We start from the raw sequence: 14,683 nt of genomic DNA, 5'->3' as shown, positions 1-14,683 counted from the left end.
GTCGTGAAGGCGCGCCAAGGCCCCGGGAGGCGCCGGTCCCGTAGGGGGGTTCACCGTCCCGCCGTACGGGGCGCTGCGCAGACGTCAGGGGTCACCCTGCGTCCGCTATAACGGGTCGGCGGGTAGACTGGTGGATACTTCCGCCCAGAACGAGGGGACCCGCCGCGTGGCCTACGATGCAAGTTCGATCAAGGTTCTCGAAGGTCTTGACGCGGTCCGCAAGCGTCCGGGCATGTACATCGGCTCCACCGGGGAGCGCGGTCTGCATCATCTCGTCTACGAGGTGGTGGACAACGCGGTGGACGAGGCGCTCGCCGGCTACTGCGACACGATCACCGTGAGCCTGCTGGCCGACGGCGCCGTCCGCGTCGTCGACAACGGTCGTGGCATCCCCGTGGGCATGCATCCCACCGAGAAGCGGCCCGCGGTCGAGGTCGTGCTGACGACGCTGCACGCGGGCGGGAAGTTCGACGGCAAATCCTACGCGGTCTCGGGCGGTCTGCACGGCGTCGGCGTCAGCGTCGTGAACGCGCTGTCGACCAAGCTGGACGTGGAGATCCAGGTGGACGGCCACGTCTGGTTCCAGCCGTACGTGGGGACCCGTCCGGCGGCGCCGTTGGCGAAGACCGGCACCACGAAGAAGACCGGCACGTCGGTCACCTTCTGGGCGGACCCGACGATCTTCGAGACGACCGAGTACAAGTTCGAGACCCTCTCCCGGCGCCTGCAGGAGATGGCCTTCCTCAACAAGGGCCTGTCGATCACGCTGATCGACGAGCGCCCCGAGGAGCGCCTCGAGGTCACCTACAGGTACACCAACGGTCTGGTCGACTTCGTCGCCCACCTCAACGCCACCAAGGACGCGATCCACCGCAGCGTGATCTCGCTGGAGGCCAAGGGCGTCGGCATCGAGGCCGAGCTCGCGATGCAGTGGAACGCCGGCTACAGCGAGTCGGTCTACACCTTCGCGAACACGATCAACACGCACGAGGGCGGCACCCACGAGGAGGGCTTCCGTGCCGCGCTGACCAGCGCCGTCAACGCCTACGCCAAGGACCAGAACCTGCTCAAGCCGGTGAAGGCGGGCGCCAAGAACGGCGACGAGCGGCTGTCGGGCGACGACATCCGCGAGGGCCTGACCGCGATCATCTCGGTGAAGCTCGCGCAGCCCCAGTTCGAGGGTCAGACGAAGACGAAGCTCGGCAACACCGAGGCGAAGAAGTTCGTCCAGGAGATGTGCTACTCGGCGCTGAAGGACTGGTTCGAGGTCAACCGGACCGAGGCACGGGCCATCGTCAGCAAGTCGCTCGACGCCCAGCGCGCCCGGATCGCGGCCCGCCAGGCCCGGGACCTGACCCGGCGCAAGGGCCTGCTCGGCGGCACCGGCCTGCCCGGCAAGCTCGCCGACTGCCAGTACACCGACCCCGAGCGCTGCGAGCTGTACATCGTCGAGGGCGACTCCGCCGGCGGGTCGGCCAAGGGCGGGCGGGACTCGAAGTTCCAGGCGATCCTGCCGCTGCGCGGGAAGATCCTCAACGTCGAGAAGGCGCGGATCGACCGCGTCCTGAAGAACACCGAGGTCCAGGCGCTCATCCAGGCGCTGGGCACCGGCATCCACGACGACTTCGACATCGCCAAGCTGCGCTACCACAAGATCGTGCTGATGGCGGACGCCGACGTCGACGGCCAGCACATCCGGACCCTGCTGCTGACCCTGCTGTTTCGGTTCATGCGGCCCCTGGTCGAGGCCGGCCACGTGTTCCTCGCCCAGCCGCCCCTCTACAAGATCAAGTGGGGGCGGGAGGACTGGGAGTACGCCTACTCCGACCGCGAGCGCGACGGGCTCGTCCAGCGCGGGGTGGAGGCCGGCCGCAAGCTGCCCAAGGACGCCATCCAGCGGTTCAAGGGCCTCGGCGAGATGAACGCCACCGAGCTGTGGGACACCACCATGGATCCGGACAAGCGCATCCTGCTCCAGGTCACCCTCGATGACGCGGCCGTCGCTGACGAGCTGTTCTCTGTGCTCATGGGCGAGGATGTCGACGCGCGCCGCAGCTTCATCCAGCGCAACGCCAAGGACGTGCGCTTCCTGGACATCTGACGTGGTGTGAGCGGTGCCGCGGCGGTCCGGCCCGCGCGGCGCCGCCTCGCGCCGCCCGACCGGGACGACCCCGGGGCGAATCGTGGCTGGCGCCCCGCCGGACAGCCCGGCCATCCGCCGGGACGCCCGTCCCACCTGACGACTGATCCCACTGCCCTGGAAGGACCCCGTGGTCGACGTCCTACCGCCGCCCCCCGGCGACCGCATAGAACCCATCGGCATCGAAGTCGAGATGCAGCGGTCATATCTCGACTACGCCATGTCGGTCATCGTCGGCCGCGCGCTGCCGGAGGTCCGGGACGGGCTCAAGCCCGTCCACCGACGGGTCCTCTACGCCATGTACGACGGTGGTTACCGTCCCGACCGCGGGTACTTCAAGTGCTCGCGCGTCGTCGGTGACGTCATGGGTAACTACCACCCCCACGGCGACTCGGCCATCTACGACACCCTCGTCCGGCTCGCGCAGCCCTGGTCGCTGCGCTACCCGCTGGTCGACGGCAACGGCAACTTCGGTTCGCCCGGCAACGACCCGCCCGCCGCCATGCGGTACACCGAGGCGCGGATGGCAGCCCTGGCGATGGAGATGCTGCGCGACATCGACCAGGAGACCGTCGACTTCGCGCCGAACTACGACGGCCGCTCGCAGGAGCCGCTGGTCCTGCCGAGCCGGTTCCCGAACCTGCTCGTCAACGGCGCCGGCGGCATCGCGGTCGGCATGGCGACGAACATCCCTCCGCACAACCTGCGCGAGGTCGCCACCGGCGTCCAGTGGGCGCTCGACCACGCCGAGGCGACCGACGAGGAATTGCTCGAGGCGCTGATCGGCATCGTCAAGGGGCCGGACTTCCCGACCTCGGGCCTGATCGTCGGGCGTAGCGGCATCGAGGACGCCTACCGGACCGGCCGGGGCAGCATCCGGATGCGCGCCGTGGTCAACGTCGAGGAGAACAAGGGCCGCACCCAGCTCGTCGTCACCGAGCTGCCCTACCAGGTCAACCCGGACAACCTCGCCGAGAAGATCGCCGAGCTGGTCCGGGACAACAAGGTCACCGGGATTTCGGACGTCCGGGACGAGACCTCGGCCCGCATCGGCCAGCGGCTCGTCATCGACCTCAAGCGCGACGCCGTCGCCAAGGTCGTGCTCAACAACCTGTACAAGCACACCCAGCTCCAGGACACCTTCGGCGTCAACATGCTGGCGATCGTCGACGGGGTGCCGCGCACGCTGCGCCTCGACCAGATGATCCGCTACTACGTCGAGCACCAGGTCGACGTCATCGTCCGGCGCACCCGCTACCAGCTGCGCAAGGCCCGCGAGCGGCTGCACGTCCTCGACGGTCTGCTCATCGCGCTCGACCACCTCGACGAGGTCATCACCCTCATCCGCAACGCGGAGTCCGCCGAGGCCGCCCGCGGCCAGCTCATGGAACGCTTCACGCTGTCGGAGATCCAGGCGACCGCCATCCTCGACATGCAGCTGCGTCGCCTCGCCGCCCTGGAACGCCAGCGGATCATCGACGAGGCCGCCGAGCTGCGGGCGCGGATCTCCGAGCTGGAGGCCATCCTCGCCTCGCCGGCCCGCCAGCGTGAGATCATCGGTGAGGAGCTCGCCGAGGTCGTCGAGAAGTTCGGCGACGAGCGGCGGACCCGCCTCGTCCCCTTCGAGGGCGACATGTCCATCGAGGACCTCATCGCCCAGGAGGACGTGGTCGTCACCGTCACGCGCGGCGGCTACGCCAAGCGGACCAAGACCGACCTCTACCGCTCCCAGCGCCGCGGCGGCAAGGGTGTGCAGGGCGCCGCGCTGCGCGAGGACGACATCGTCGAGCACTTCTTCGTCACGACGACGCACCACTGGCTGCTGTTCTTCACCAACAAGGGCCGGGTGTACCGGGCGAAGGCGCACGAGCTGCCCGAGCAGGCCCGTTCGGCCAAGGGCCAGCACGTCGCGAACATCCTCGCGTTCTCCCAGGACGAGCGGATCGCCGAGGTCATCGCGCTCAAGGACTACGAGGTCGCGCCGTACCTCGTCCTCGCCACCAAGCGCGGGCTGTGCAAGAAGACGGCCCTGAGCGACTTCGACTCCAACCGCGCCGGCGGCCTCGTCGCGATCAACCTGCGCGACGACGACGAGCTGATCGCCGCCCGCCTGGTCGCGCCCGGCGACGACCTGCTGCTGGTCAGCCGCAACGCCCAGTCGATCCGCTTCCACGCCGACGACGAGCAGTTGCGGCCGATGGGCCGGGCCACCTCCGGCGTGATCGGCATGCGTTTCGACGCCGAGGACGAGCTGCTGTCGATGGACGTCGTCGTGCCGGGCACGACTGCCGACCTGCTGGTGGCCACCTCCGGCGGCTACGCGAAGCGCACCCCGCTGGCCGAGTACCCGGTGCAGGGCCGCGGCGGCAAGGGCGTGCTGACCGCTAAGATCGTCTCCACCCGGGGTGGTCTGGTCGGCGCGCTCGTCGTCGACCCGGACGACCAGCTCTACGCGATCGCCTCCAACGGGGGCGTGCTGCGCACCATCGCCAAGGACGTCCGCCGCGCCCAGCGGCAGACGATGGGGGTCCGCCTCATCGATCTGGAGACCGGTGTGCAGGTGGTCGGGGTGGCGCGCAATGCTGATGCGGAGGACACCGACGCCCGCACCGACCTCGGGGACCAGGAGAGCTGAGCCCGGGGCCGGCAACGGTCCAGGCCCGGGGCGATGGCGGTCCTCGACGTCGGCGCCGTCCCCCGGCGCCGCGGTGACGCCGAAGCGGGGATCCGGCGTGCGCATGGCCCGCGTACGCCGCCAGGAGCGAACCGGGAGTAGACCGTGAGCGACAGTCAGGAAGACCGGCCCGCCCGGTCGGCGGTCCACCGCGGCTCCTCCCCGGCCGCCGGGCCGGGGGGAGCGCGTGACGGCGACCGTTCCCGCCCCCTCGGCGACGGCGGTGACGGGGAGCCGGGCGGCGAAACGCTGAAGATGCCCGCCGCCGGCGCTTCCGGCGGCGCAGCTCCCCCCGCCGGGGCGGCCGCCGGTGGGGCGGCCGCCGGCACCCCGGCCGGTGGCGACCGCCCGGCTGCCTCGGGTGGGGCCCGTTCCGGCGGCGCCGGCTCGCTGGACCCGTCGGCAGGCAACCCCTTCTTCCAGCGCTCCGGCCGGTCGGGGGCGGGGCAGTCCCAGCACGCCGACGACGGCCGTGAGGGCACCCCGGGGGCCGGCGCGGCCGGGTCCTCCCCGTCCGCCTCGTCGCCCGTCTCCCCGCCCATCTCGTCGAAGCCGGGATCGTCCGCATCGTCGTCCTCGACCGTCCTGGGGGGTAAGGCATCCGGCAGCGCGGGCGGCGACCGGGCGACGGCCGCGGAGCCGGCGCGGTCGTCCGCGGTGCCGGCCAGGTCCGTGCCCCCGTCGAAGTCCGTGCCGCCGCCGAAGTCCGTGCCGCCGCCGAAGTCCGTGCCGCCGCCGAAGTCCGTGCCGTCGTCCAAGTCGGGATCGGCCCCGTCAGCGTCGTCCTCGGTGTCGCCGTCCTCGCTGCCCTCCGCCTCCGCGGCGGCGTCCCGGCCCGCGGCATCGGCGGACGAGCGGTCCGGCCGGTCGCGGGTGGCGCCGACCCGCAACGGAGCGGGCGGGGCCCCGGCTGGCATCACGGGGTCGGCGGTGCCCCCATCCGGGTCGGCTCGTACCGGGAACGGCGGGACCCACGGCGGCGATGCGGGCTCGGCTACCCGCAAACTCGGCTCCCCCGCCGTATCGTCGCCCGCGAAGTCCCTCGGTACGACGCCGCCCGGCGTCCGCCGAAGCACGACGGGCCTGCCCAGTGCCCGCCCCGAACACCCGGTCGAGCGGCCCGGTGAGACCGACACGATCTCCCTGGTCCGTCCGCCCAGCATGACGAGGAGCGGTACCACGAAGCCCGACAGCAACCGTGCCGCGCCGGAGCGGGTGCCCGCTCCCGACGCGGTGCGGCCGGCCGCGCCCGCCGCGGGCCGCAGTGCCAACGCGACCGCGGCCTACGAGCGGCCGATCGCCGCGCCGGCATCCGCGGGCACCGCTACCGCCGCCGCCGCGCCCCCGCACGCGGTGACCACGACCTCTCCCGGTGCCCTCGACGACCAGCTCGAGGCCGTACCGGCCGACCGGGCCAGCGCCCCGCGCAGCCCCGGCCGCTCTGGTCCGGGTGCGGGTTCCACCCGCCCGCCCGGCGCCGGCCGGCGCGCCAAGCTGCGGCTGTCCAAGGTCAACCCGCTGACCGTGACCCGGCTCAGCTTCGCGTTCTCCCTGTGCGTCTTCGTCGTGTTGCTCGTCGCGGTCGCCGTGCTGTGGTTCGTGCTCAACTCGATCGGGGTGTTCAACAGCGTCACCGACGCCGCGGACACCCTGACCGACAGCAGCGCCAGCAACGTCAAGAGCTGGCTGTCGTTCGGCCGCGCAATGGAGATCAGCCTGCTCATCGGCGCGATCAACGTCATCCTGATGACCGCGCTGACCACTCTCGGCGCCCTGCTCTACAACCTCTGCGCCGAGATGATCGGCGGCATCGAACTCACCCTCAGCGACCAGTAGCGCCAACGGACGGCGGCGGCCGCCACCCCGGCCCCGCCGTCCTGTATGGTTGCAGTCGTTGCCGGGACCTATAGCTCAGTCGGTTAGAGCGCTTCCCTGATAAGGAAGAGGCCGGTGGTTCAAGTCCACCTAGGTCCACGCGCTGGCTTCGCCTGTTCGCCGCCCTTGGGGCGGCTTCTCCATCGCCGCGATGTCTGCCCGGGGGGCGACCCCCGGACCCCCGGTGTGGCGTGGCAATCCTCTTGGGGCTTGTGGATCTGAGAAGGTCAATGGCCGGGATGCGCGTCCAGCGAGATCGGGTGGGGCTCGGAGCTCAGGACTGCTTCGGCCTGAGGGTCGTAGACGACCAGGCCGAGGGGGCGTGCGATGCCGGCGATGAACCTGACGACATCTGGACCGCCATCCCAGGACATCGTGATGTAGATGAACTCGCCGTCGGCCTCGCTGGTCAGGTCGCCGTCGATCGGGCCTTCCCAGATCTGCGGCTCCTGAGGGAACGCGGCCCGCATGCGCCGAAGCAGTTCGACCAGCTCGGGGCAGGCCGGGTCACGGATATCGGCGTCGTATCGCTGCTCGGCCTGGTCCAACCGGCGCTCGTACTCGGCCGCCGCCTCGTCGTCGCTCAGGGGGCCGCCCTGCCGCCACACGGCCACGTCGTAAGTCATAGGCGGATCCTTCCGCCCGGGGATCGGACCATGGCCAGCCCACCCGCCGTCGGCTGCGAGGCTTTCTGCCGATCACTCGACGCTGTCGGCCCGTGACCAGGGCCACGTCATCGCCGCAGGGAATCTGACAGTCGACAGTCGTTCTGGCACAGCCGCGGCGGCACCGTCAGCCATCCCCGAACCACCTGCTCGGGAATGCGCTGATCCGGGCCGGTGCGACCCCGTTGATCGGAGCCGACGCGGTAGGCGGTCAGCTTGTCCGGCGGTGGCCGGGCAAATCGTGGCCGGGCGGGCGGACGCCGTTGCGGCGGGGAAGGGAACGGCGGGGAAGGGGACCGTCCACCGTCAAGTCCTGGCGTTTCTGGGAATCATTCCCGTCCGCAGGGTGCGGGCTTTCCGCGCGCACCCGGTCGCCATATGACGGCAGGCTGGACGTATCGCCGCGCTCGTATTGCGGGGCGACCGGGGATCGCCCCTGCGGGGGTGGAAGAACGATCCGGCCATCCCCCGCGAGCGACGCCAGGTCCGTCATGACCGGGAACAGTCCGCGGCCCACCGTGAACGCGATGTCCCGGCACGTCCGTCGGCCGTCGACCCGGGCCAGCAGATCGGCCTGCGCCCTGCCCGTCGTCGCGCGTCGCGACGATGCTGCCGCCAGCAATGGGCGGGCCTGAGGTTCCAGGCCCAGGTCGGCGCGCCAGCGGGACGCGTTCGCCAGTCGTCGGCTCGTCTCCCGGATGGCCCGCTCGACCTCGATTCCCGGCTCCACGGGCAGCACGGGGGGTAGGAAACCGGGGCCGGCGGGCTCCGCGGCCACCCCCGCGATCTGGGTCATGGCCAGCGCGAACAGGGCGTCCATCGTGGCCATCCGGGTCACCACCTGCACGCCCGCGCTGCCCAGCAGCCGGCGTTCGACCAGCGCCGTCGGTAGCCGGCCGCTCGGCGCGGCCGCGGCGAACACCGCGGTCCACTCCTCGGCGGAGATGCGTCCCGACCGCAGCAGCAGCGACTCGAGCCCGGGCGCCGCCGAGGTCGTGGCGGTCGTGAGCAGACCCTCCCGAAGGACGACCTTCCCGCTCGCCTCGCCCAGCACCACAACCGCGCCCGAGAATGCCTCCCGGGCCTGCCGCTGGAGCGCAGCCAGCAGGATGTCGACGCCGGCCGGCATTTCTTCCGCCGGCCGCGTGCCCGTCTCCTCCCTGTGGGGTGGGCCGATGGTAGAAGAAACGGGACTCTGCGTGTTCTTTATCTCATCCGGCATCGTGAGGTCCTCGATGTGACAATCCGTTCGCGCACAGGTACGGTCGCCTCGTCTACACGATATGCCCGCCGACGTGCACGCGAATGCTAAATGGCCTGCCGACGTAATTGCGTCATGCTGTCAACGGGTTGAAGGGTACATGATGGATATCGAGACCGCGCTCAAGGAAGCAATGACAATCGACGGTGCGATCGGTGTTTCGCTCGTCGATTACGAGAGCGGAATGATGCTCGGTTCCGCCGGTGGCGGCCGGACCCTCGATCTCGAGGCGGCCTCGGCCGGCAACACCGACGTCGTGCGCGCCAAGGCCCGCACTCTCGACGCGTTGGGAATCAAGGAGGGGATCGAGGACATCCTCATCACCCTCGATCAGCAGTACCACCTGATCCGGCTGCTCCACCGTGGCGGCAGCCCGCTGTTCTTCTACCTCGCCCTGGACCGGCCCCGGGCGAACCTCGCGCTCGCCCGGCACAGCCTGCGCGCCATCGCGCGCGGCCTCGACCTCTGACGGCGCCAGCTCTGACGGCCCTGGCGGCGTCGGCAGACGCCGAGTTGTGAGACCTGTCGGTCCGCGCGGACTTCCGCGGCGGGAGAAATGAGGCATCGATGAGCACAAGCACGATCACCGATGGGGTACTCGCCGAGCTCTACGCCCTGCGGGACCAGGTTCCGGGCGTCACCAGCAGCGCCGTCGCCTCCGCCGACGGCCTGCTGGTCGCCGCCGACGCCGACGGCGTCCGACCCGAGGTACTCGCGGCCATGGCCGCCGCCGCCCTCGGCCTCGGCCGCTCCACCGGCCAGGAGGCCGGGATGGGGCCGCTGCGTGAGGTGATCACCCGTTGTCAGGGCGGCCACATCATCGTCTACGCGATCGGGGAGACCAGACTGCTCGTCGTCCTGGGCGACGAGGGTCTCGACCTCGAACGGCTGCACCTGCAGTCGCGGCCCGCCGTGACCCGCCTCGCCGGGCTGCTCGCCGCCTGAACCCGCTCGGGGTGCCTGGCTCCCGGCCGGGCCGGTCACCCGACGGCGGGCTCACCTGGCTTGCCTCGCCTCCCCCCAGCCTGGCTTGTGGATAACTTTGGATGGCCAACTCGGGCCGATGCGCTCGGGCGGTTCGTGTGTTCGAATGCCCCCGTGCAACCGTGTTCACTTTGTGGCCATGCGTGGTCAGAACACCACGGCGCCGGCAATCTGTCTCCCTGGGTGACCTGCACGTTCGGGTCGGTGAGCTGTTTCTGTCGGCGGACGGTCGAGGAGGCTCACCGCGAGATGGGCGGAGCCGCCGGGCCGACGTGCGTCACCTGTGGGCAGCGTGCCGCCGAGGACACCCAGTGCCGTCCATGCCGGGAGGAGCGGCAGCGCCGCGCGGAGGAGGAGTTCGCCGCCTGGTGGGAGCAGCTCGGCCGCAGTCGCCGGGCCGGCCGCCGTCCATCCCGCTGACGGTCCCGCCGCCGGTCCCCCGTGGTCCCGCCGCCGGTGCTGCTGACGGCCCGCGGCCGGGCCCGCCCCGGTTCTGCTGACGGCCCGCGGTCAGCCACCGACATGCCGGGCGTCGTCGCGTGAACCGCTCCACCCGCCCGACGGTGAAATATTCGCCCGGGGAGCGCCGATCCGTCGCGCGGACGGCGGCAGCGCTCTGCCAAGCTCGTAGGCAAAGCATGTCGAGGATCGACGGCGGCCCGGTTCGGCCTGGCGGACGGCGGGTGGGCCGGCCGGCACCGCGCCGCCGCCCGCGCGGGCGCGCCGGCGGTCGGATGGAAGGAGAAGCCCGCCATGGCCTCGCGTACCGCGCGATCTGATGAGGCGAACGAGAAACGGGATCTGCGGGTCCGGGTCCTGGGAGAGCCGGTCGACGCCTATCCCGAGGTCCCGCCCGAGGTGGCGCGGGGCACGATCCGGCGCATCACGGTCGTCGGGGAGCCCATCCTGCACCGACCCTGCCGGAAGATCACCGAGTTCGGCACCCCGGAACTCGCCACCCTCATCGACGACATGTTCGCCACGATGTACGGCGCCGAGGGGGTCGGGCTCGCCGCGAACCAGATGGACGTCGACGCCGCTCTGTTCGTCTACGACTGCACCGATGACGACGGCGTCCGGCACGTGGGGCACATCGCCAACCCGGAGCTGGAGGAGTCCGATCCCGCCGAGCGCCGGCTGGTCAAGGGCGAGGAGGGCTGCCTGTCCGTGCCGGGCGCCTACATGGAGGTCGCCCGGCTCGAACGCGCCGCCGTCCGCGGCCAGGACTCCACCGGCGCGCCGCTGCGGCTGGAAGGCACCGGCCACTTCGCCCGGTGCCTGCAGCACGAGACCGATCATCTGCACGGCGGCCTCTACCTCGACCGGCTGTCCAGCCGGGGACGCAAGAAGGCGCTGAAGGAGATGGAGGAGCGGGCCGAGGAGGTCTTCGCCCGCCGCACCGAGGTGGCCGAGACTCTCGGCAAGTAGCCGCTGGCGCCGGGGCGGCGCCGGGGCGGCCGCGAGACCGTCGCCACGGCCTCGGCCGGCGCGCTGGTAGATCAGTCCGGCCCGGCCGGTCGTGCCGGCCGGGCCGGACTGCCGGTGGGATCAGCCCTGCCGGCGGGTGGCGAAGCGCCGCGGGCTGCGGCCCACGCCCGTCGCCCCGGTCGCGCCGGGCAGCCTTGGCGCAGCCGGCCCGGACCGGGGACCCCCGTCGTCCCCGCCATGCCCTCGCCGCTCCCGCCGGGAACGGCGATCCTGCGCCGCTACGCCAGCAGGGTTGGCGAGCGGCAACGAGGCCGGGCCGGCGACCAGCGGTGCGGCTGTGTCGGCAAGCGGTGACGCGGCTGGTGTGGCCGGGCTGGCGAGCGGTGACGCGGCTGGTGTGGCCGGGCTGGCGAGCGGTGACGCGGCCGGGTCGGCACCGGGCGCGGGCGCCGCTCCCCCGGCCACCGGCCGAGGGTCGGTGGGGGTGGTGTCGCGCAGGTGCGGCTTTCGGGATCGGGAACGAGCAGCCATCTGTGCTCCTTTCGGGCAGCGTGGAATCGCGGCGCCGACCCGCGGACATCCGATTCCCGAAATCACGCGAGAAACGACGTGAGCATCATCGGGAAAACGCCGGCCGGTCGCCGAACAATGGCACTGACGGGCGGTTGGCGCCGCGAGGAAGAGGGTCCGCGAGTGGACGAACCAGCAGGACTACCAGGCACTATGGCGTCACACGTGGCCGGAGGTTCGGCGCCACGAGGCCAATCGCCCACGTCGGCTGGAGAGATAAGAAAATCGGCCACCCGGCCGCGACGGCGGGTGCACCGGGGCGTTCACACGCCTGCTCAGATGCCCATGAAGGCAGGTTAGTTCATCCCGGGCGGCCGGGCAAATATTTTTCGACTGCCGGTCGCGGACATCGGCTCGACGCGGCCGGGTGGCGACGTCCGCCCCGTCTGCGCCGGGCCGGCGGCCGGCGGCCCGGCGCCGGAAGACGGCCAGTCGGCGACCCCGGGGCACTAAGTTCGGTACCGGCCGGATCGGGCGGTACCCGCCAGCCGGCGGGAAGCGGGACGGCGGCATGACGACCCAGGGAAGGGAGCCGGCGGTGGACGCGGCATTGCGGCAGGTGGCCGAGGGGGCGACGGGCTTCATGCCCCCGCAGGAGGGGCTGGCCCTGTACACGGCGGCCACGGCGATCCCCGCCGGCGGCCTGATCTGCGAGGTCGGCACCTACTGCGGCAAGTCCACCCTCTACCTGGCCGCCGCGGCCCGGGCGGCGGGCGCCACCGTGGTCACCGTGGACCATCACCGCGGTTCGGAGGAGAACCAGGCCGGCTGGGAGTACCACGACACGACCCTGGTCGATCCGCGCACGGGCCGCCTCGACACGCTGCCGTTCCTGCGCCGGACGCTGGAACAGGCCCAGGTCGAGGACGTGGTGACGGCGATCGTCGGGCGGTCCGAACAGGTGGGGCGGTGGTGGTCGACCCCGGTCGCGCTGCTCTTCCTCGACGGCGGGCACACCGAGGAGCAGGCCCAGGCCGACTACTCCGCGTGGGGGCGCCACGTGGCCCCCGGCGGCCTGCTGGCCATCCACGACGTGTTCCCCGATCCCGCCGACGGCGGCCAGGCGCCGTACCACGTCCTGCTGCGCGCGCTCGACGAGGGCTTCCGCGAGCAGTCGCAGACCGGGTCGCTGCGGGTGCTACGCCGCGTCGAATGACCGGCAGCCACACGCCGGCCCCGCGACCGTTGCGGCCGGCACCGGCCCGCCTTCCGCCGCCGGTGCCGCCGGTGGTGCGCAGTCCGGTGTCGCCAGCGGGTCGCCGTCGGGCGCCGGACGCTGGTCGGGCGGGCGCGGCTCCCTGCGGGAGCGGCGCGCGTCGGCGTGGGTCCGGCCGTCGAACGGTGGGTGCAGCCCAGCCGGCAGGTCGTCCCCGCGGAACAGCGTCTCGGTGACCCCGCCGGCCAGCGTGTCGGCCGCGAGGATCACCGCCGCGGCGGTCCACGTCGAACGTTCGACCGGCCAGAACGTGCGGTTGGCGAACTGCCAGCCCGTCCAGTAGCCGCCGTCGTCGTGGCGCAGGTGCTGCATGTCCGCGACCAGCTTGGCCGCGGCGGCCGTCTCGCCGACCAGGTGCAGGGCGATCGCTAGTTCGCAGGTCTCCGCGCCGGTCACCCAGGGCTCGTCGTCCACGCAGCGGATCCCCAGGCCGTCGACGACGAAGTCGTCCCAGCGAGCGGCGAGCCTGGCCCGGCCGGCGGAGCGGCGCAGCGCCCCGCCGATCACCGGGTAGTACCAGTCCATCGACCAGCGGTCGCGCGGTGCGAAGTACTCGGGGTGCGCGACCAGCGCGTGATGCAGCGCGCCGGTCGCCCGCTCCCAGGCCGGCGGCACCTCGCCGACGAGCGCGGCGAGCGCCATCCCGCACCGCAGGCTGTGCAGGGTGCTCGAGCAGCCGGTGAGCAGCGACTCGGGATAGTCGACGCCGTCCGACCCCCGGGCCCACCAGATCTGGCCGCTGGGGGCCTGCATGTCCACGACGAAGTCGAGCGCCCGGCGGACGACCGGCCAGATCCCGGCGGCGAAGGCGCGGTCCCCGGTGAGCAGCCAGCGGTGCCAGGCAGCCGTCGCCACGTAGGCGCACTGGTTGCTGTCGGCGAAGTCCTCCTTGACCGCCCCGGCCACGTGGCTGGTCGCCCACGAGCCGTCGGCCCGCTGGTTGCGGCGCAGCCAGGCCCAGGCCGCGTCGGCCGCGTCGACGAGTCCGCCGAGGTCGAGCGCCATGGCGCACTCGAGATGGTCCCAGGGGTCGGTGTGGCCGCCGGGATACCAGGGGATGGCGCCGTCCGGTTCCTGGACGGCGGCGATCGCGGTCGCGGTCGCGGTGAGCGCCTCGGGGGTCAACACCGGTGCAGACTCAACCGACCGCACGCGCTACCTCCGGTTTTCGTAGGTACAGGACGATGCTCTTGCCGATGACCGGATTGAGGATCCGTTCGGCGAGCCGCGTGACCTGGGGACGGCGCATCATGTCCCACACCAGCAGCCGGTGGTAAAGGCGCGTCGCCGGATGGTCGTCGTCATGGACACCAACGAGACACCGCAGCCACCAGTACGGCGCGTGCAGGGCGTGGGCGAAGTGGGTGCCGATCGGCTCCAGCCCGACGGCGGTCAGCCGCTCGCGCAGCTCGGACTGCCGATAGATGCGGATGTGACCGCCCTCGACGGTGTGGTACGCCGTCGACAGGCTCCAGCACACCTGCTCGGGCAGGCGGTTGGGGACGGTGACCGCCACCCAGCCGCCGGGCCGCAGCACCCGGGCGATCTCCGCCATCGCCGCCGTGTCGGCGGGCAGGTGCTCGAGGACCTCGGCGATGATGACCCGGTCGAAGGTGGCGTCCGCGAACGGCAGGGCGAGCGCGTCGCCGCGCACCCCGGCGGCCCGTGCCGTGGCCGGCGCCTGCCCCTCCAGGGCCATCGCGGCGAGCATCGCGTTCACACCGCCGACCTCGTCGAGGGAGTAGTCCAGCGCGACGACGTCGGCGCCGCGCCGGAACGCCTCGAAGGAGTGGCGCCCGGCCCCGCAGCCCAGGTCGAGCAGCCGGCAGCCTGCGGGTACGGGAAAACGATCGAAGTCGACGGTGAGCAT

The 14,683-nt window shown here is 71.9% G+C and carries 14 protein-coding genes and 1 tRNA gene; 9 read left to right on the top strand and 6 right to left on the bottom strand.

Going from position 1 to position 14,683, the window contains the following annotated elements:
* The first annotated feature begins 166 nt into the window (after positions 1-166).
* Together gyrB and gyrA are read left to right on the top strand one after the other, a co-directional pair.
* A complete protein-coding gene (gene gyrB / locus AC5R91_RS19905) occupies positions 167-2,101 on the top strand; it encodes a DNA topoisomerase (ATP-hydrolyzing) subunit B (protein WP_495392841.1) in 1,935 nt (644 codons plus the stop codon).
* 169 nt (positions 2,102-2,270) lie between these two features.
* Positions 2,271-4,775, top strand: a complete 2,505-nt coding sequence (gene gyrA / locus AC5R91_RS19900) for a DNA gyrase subunit A (RefSeq protein WP_495392840.1) — start codon at positions 2,271-2,273, stop codon at positions 4,773-4,775.
* A 155-nt stretch (positions 4,776-4,930) separates the two neighbouring features.
* Here the strand turns inward: gyrA and AC5R91_RS19895 are convergent, their stop codons facing one another.
* The gene (locus AC5R91_RS19895; protein WP_495392839.1) at positions 4,931-5,731 is read right to left on the bottom strand and encodes a hypothetical protein; all 801 of its coding nucleotides are present in this window, start codon (positions 5,729-5,731) and stop codon (positions 4,931-4,933) included.
* A gap of 244 nt (positions 5,732-5,975) precedes the next feature.
* On the opposite strand from AC5R91_RS19895, the gene AC5R91_RS19890 reads away from it, so the two are divergent.
* A complete protein-coding gene (locus AC5R91_RS19890; protein ID WP_495392838.1) occupies positions 5,976-6,650 on the top strand; it encodes a DUF3566 domain-containing protein in 675 nt (224 codons plus the stop codon).
* A 64-nt stretch (positions 6,651-6,714) separates the two neighbouring features.
* A tRNA-Ile gene (locus tag AC5R91_RS19885) sits at positions 6,715-6,788 on the top strand.
* Positions 6,789-6,916: 128 nt separating this feature from the next.
* On the opposite strand, the gene AC5R91_RS19880 is transcribed toward AC5R91_RS19885, so the two are convergent.
* Together AC5R91_RS19880 and AC5R91_RS19875 are read right to left on the bottom strand one after the other, a co-directional pair.
* Positions 6,917-7,315, bottom strand: a complete 399-nt coding sequence (locus AC5R91_RS19880) for a hypothetical protein (RefSeq protein WP_495392837.1) — start codon at positions 7,313-7,315, stop codon at positions 6,917-6,919.
* Positions 7,316-7,565: 250 nt separating this feature from the next.
* Positions 7,566-8,576 (bottom strand): hypothetical protein, encoded by a 1,011-nt coding sequence (locus AC5R91_RS19875; protein ID WP_495392836.1) that lies wholly within the window; start codon positions 8,574-8,576, stop codon positions 7,566-7,568.
* Between the two features lie 142 nt (positions 8,577-8,718).
* Between AC5R91_RS19875 and AC5R91_RS19870 the strand changes: the two genes are divergently transcribed.
* The 4 genes from AC5R91_RS19870 (at position 8,719) to def (ending at position 11,027) form a co-directional block, all read left to right on the top strand.
* The gene (locus tag AC5R91_RS19870; RefSeq protein ID WP_495392835.1) at positions 8,719-9,084 is read left to right on the top strand and encodes a hypothetical protein; all 366 of its coding nucleotides are present in this window, start codon (positions 8,719-8,721) and stop codon (positions 9,082-9,084) included.
* Positions 9,085-9,182: 98 nt separating this feature from the next.
* Positions 9,183-9,560, top strand: coding sequence for a roadblock/LC7 domain-containing protein (locus AC5R91_RS19865; protein ID WP_495392834.1), 378 nt, complete (start codon positions 9,183-9,185; stop codon positions 9,558-9,560).
* A gap of 222 nt (positions 9,561-9,782) precedes the next feature.
* Positions 9,783-10,019, top strand: coding sequence for a hypothetical protein (locus tag AC5R91_RS19860; RefSeq protein WP_495392833.1), 237 nt, complete (start codon positions 9,783-9,785; stop codon positions 10,017-10,019).
* A 333-nt stretch (positions 10,020-10,352) separates the two neighbouring features.
* Positions 10,353-11,027, top strand: coding sequence for a peptide deformylase (gene def, locus AC5R91_RS19855; RefSeq protein WP_495392832.1), 675 nt, complete (start codon positions 10,353-10,355; stop codon positions 11,025-11,027).
* A 120-nt stretch (positions 11,028-11,147) separates the two neighbouring features.
* On the opposite strand, the gene AC5R91_RS19850 is transcribed toward def, so the two are convergent.
* Positions 11,148-11,558 (bottom strand): hypothetical protein, encoded by a 411-nt coding sequence (locus AC5R91_RS19850; RefSeq protein ID WP_495392831.1) that lies wholly within the window; start codon positions 11,556-11,558, stop codon positions 11,148-11,150.
* Positions 11,559-12,135: 577 nt separating this feature from the next.
* Here AC5R91_RS19850 and AC5R91_RS19845 point away from each other — a divergent pair.
* Positions 12,136-12,753, top strand: coding sequence for a class I SAM-dependent methyltransferase (locus AC5R91_RS19845; protein WP_495398010.1), 618 nt, complete (start codon positions 12,136-12,138; stop codon positions 12,751-12,753).
* Here AC5R91_RS19845 and AC5R91_RS19840 read toward each other — a convergent pair.
* Both AC5R91_RS19840 and AC5R91_RS19835 read right to left on the bottom strand, forming a co-directional pair.
* Positions 12,736-13,965 (bottom strand): hypothetical protein, encoded by a 1,230-nt coding sequence (locus AC5R91_RS19840; protein ID WP_495392830.1) that lies wholly within the window; start codon positions 13,963-13,965, stop codon positions 12,736-12,738. The genes AC5R91_RS19845 and AC5R91_RS19840 overlap by 18 nt on opposite strands.
* The gene (locus tag AC5R91_RS19835) at positions 13,952-14,683 is read right to left on the bottom strand and encodes a class I SAM-dependent methyltransferase (protein ID WP_495392829.1); all 732 of its coding nucleotides are present in this window, start codon (positions 14,681-14,683) and stop codon (positions 13,952-13,954) included. The genes AC5R91_RS19840 and AC5R91_RS19835 overlap by 14 nt, the downstream gene beginning before the upstream one ends.

The sequence above is a fragment of the Frankia sp. BMG5.60 genome, from assembly GCF_059428125.1.
Note: the sequence above shows the minus strand (reverse complement) of the source record. Positions and strands in the feature narration are given on the sequence as shown.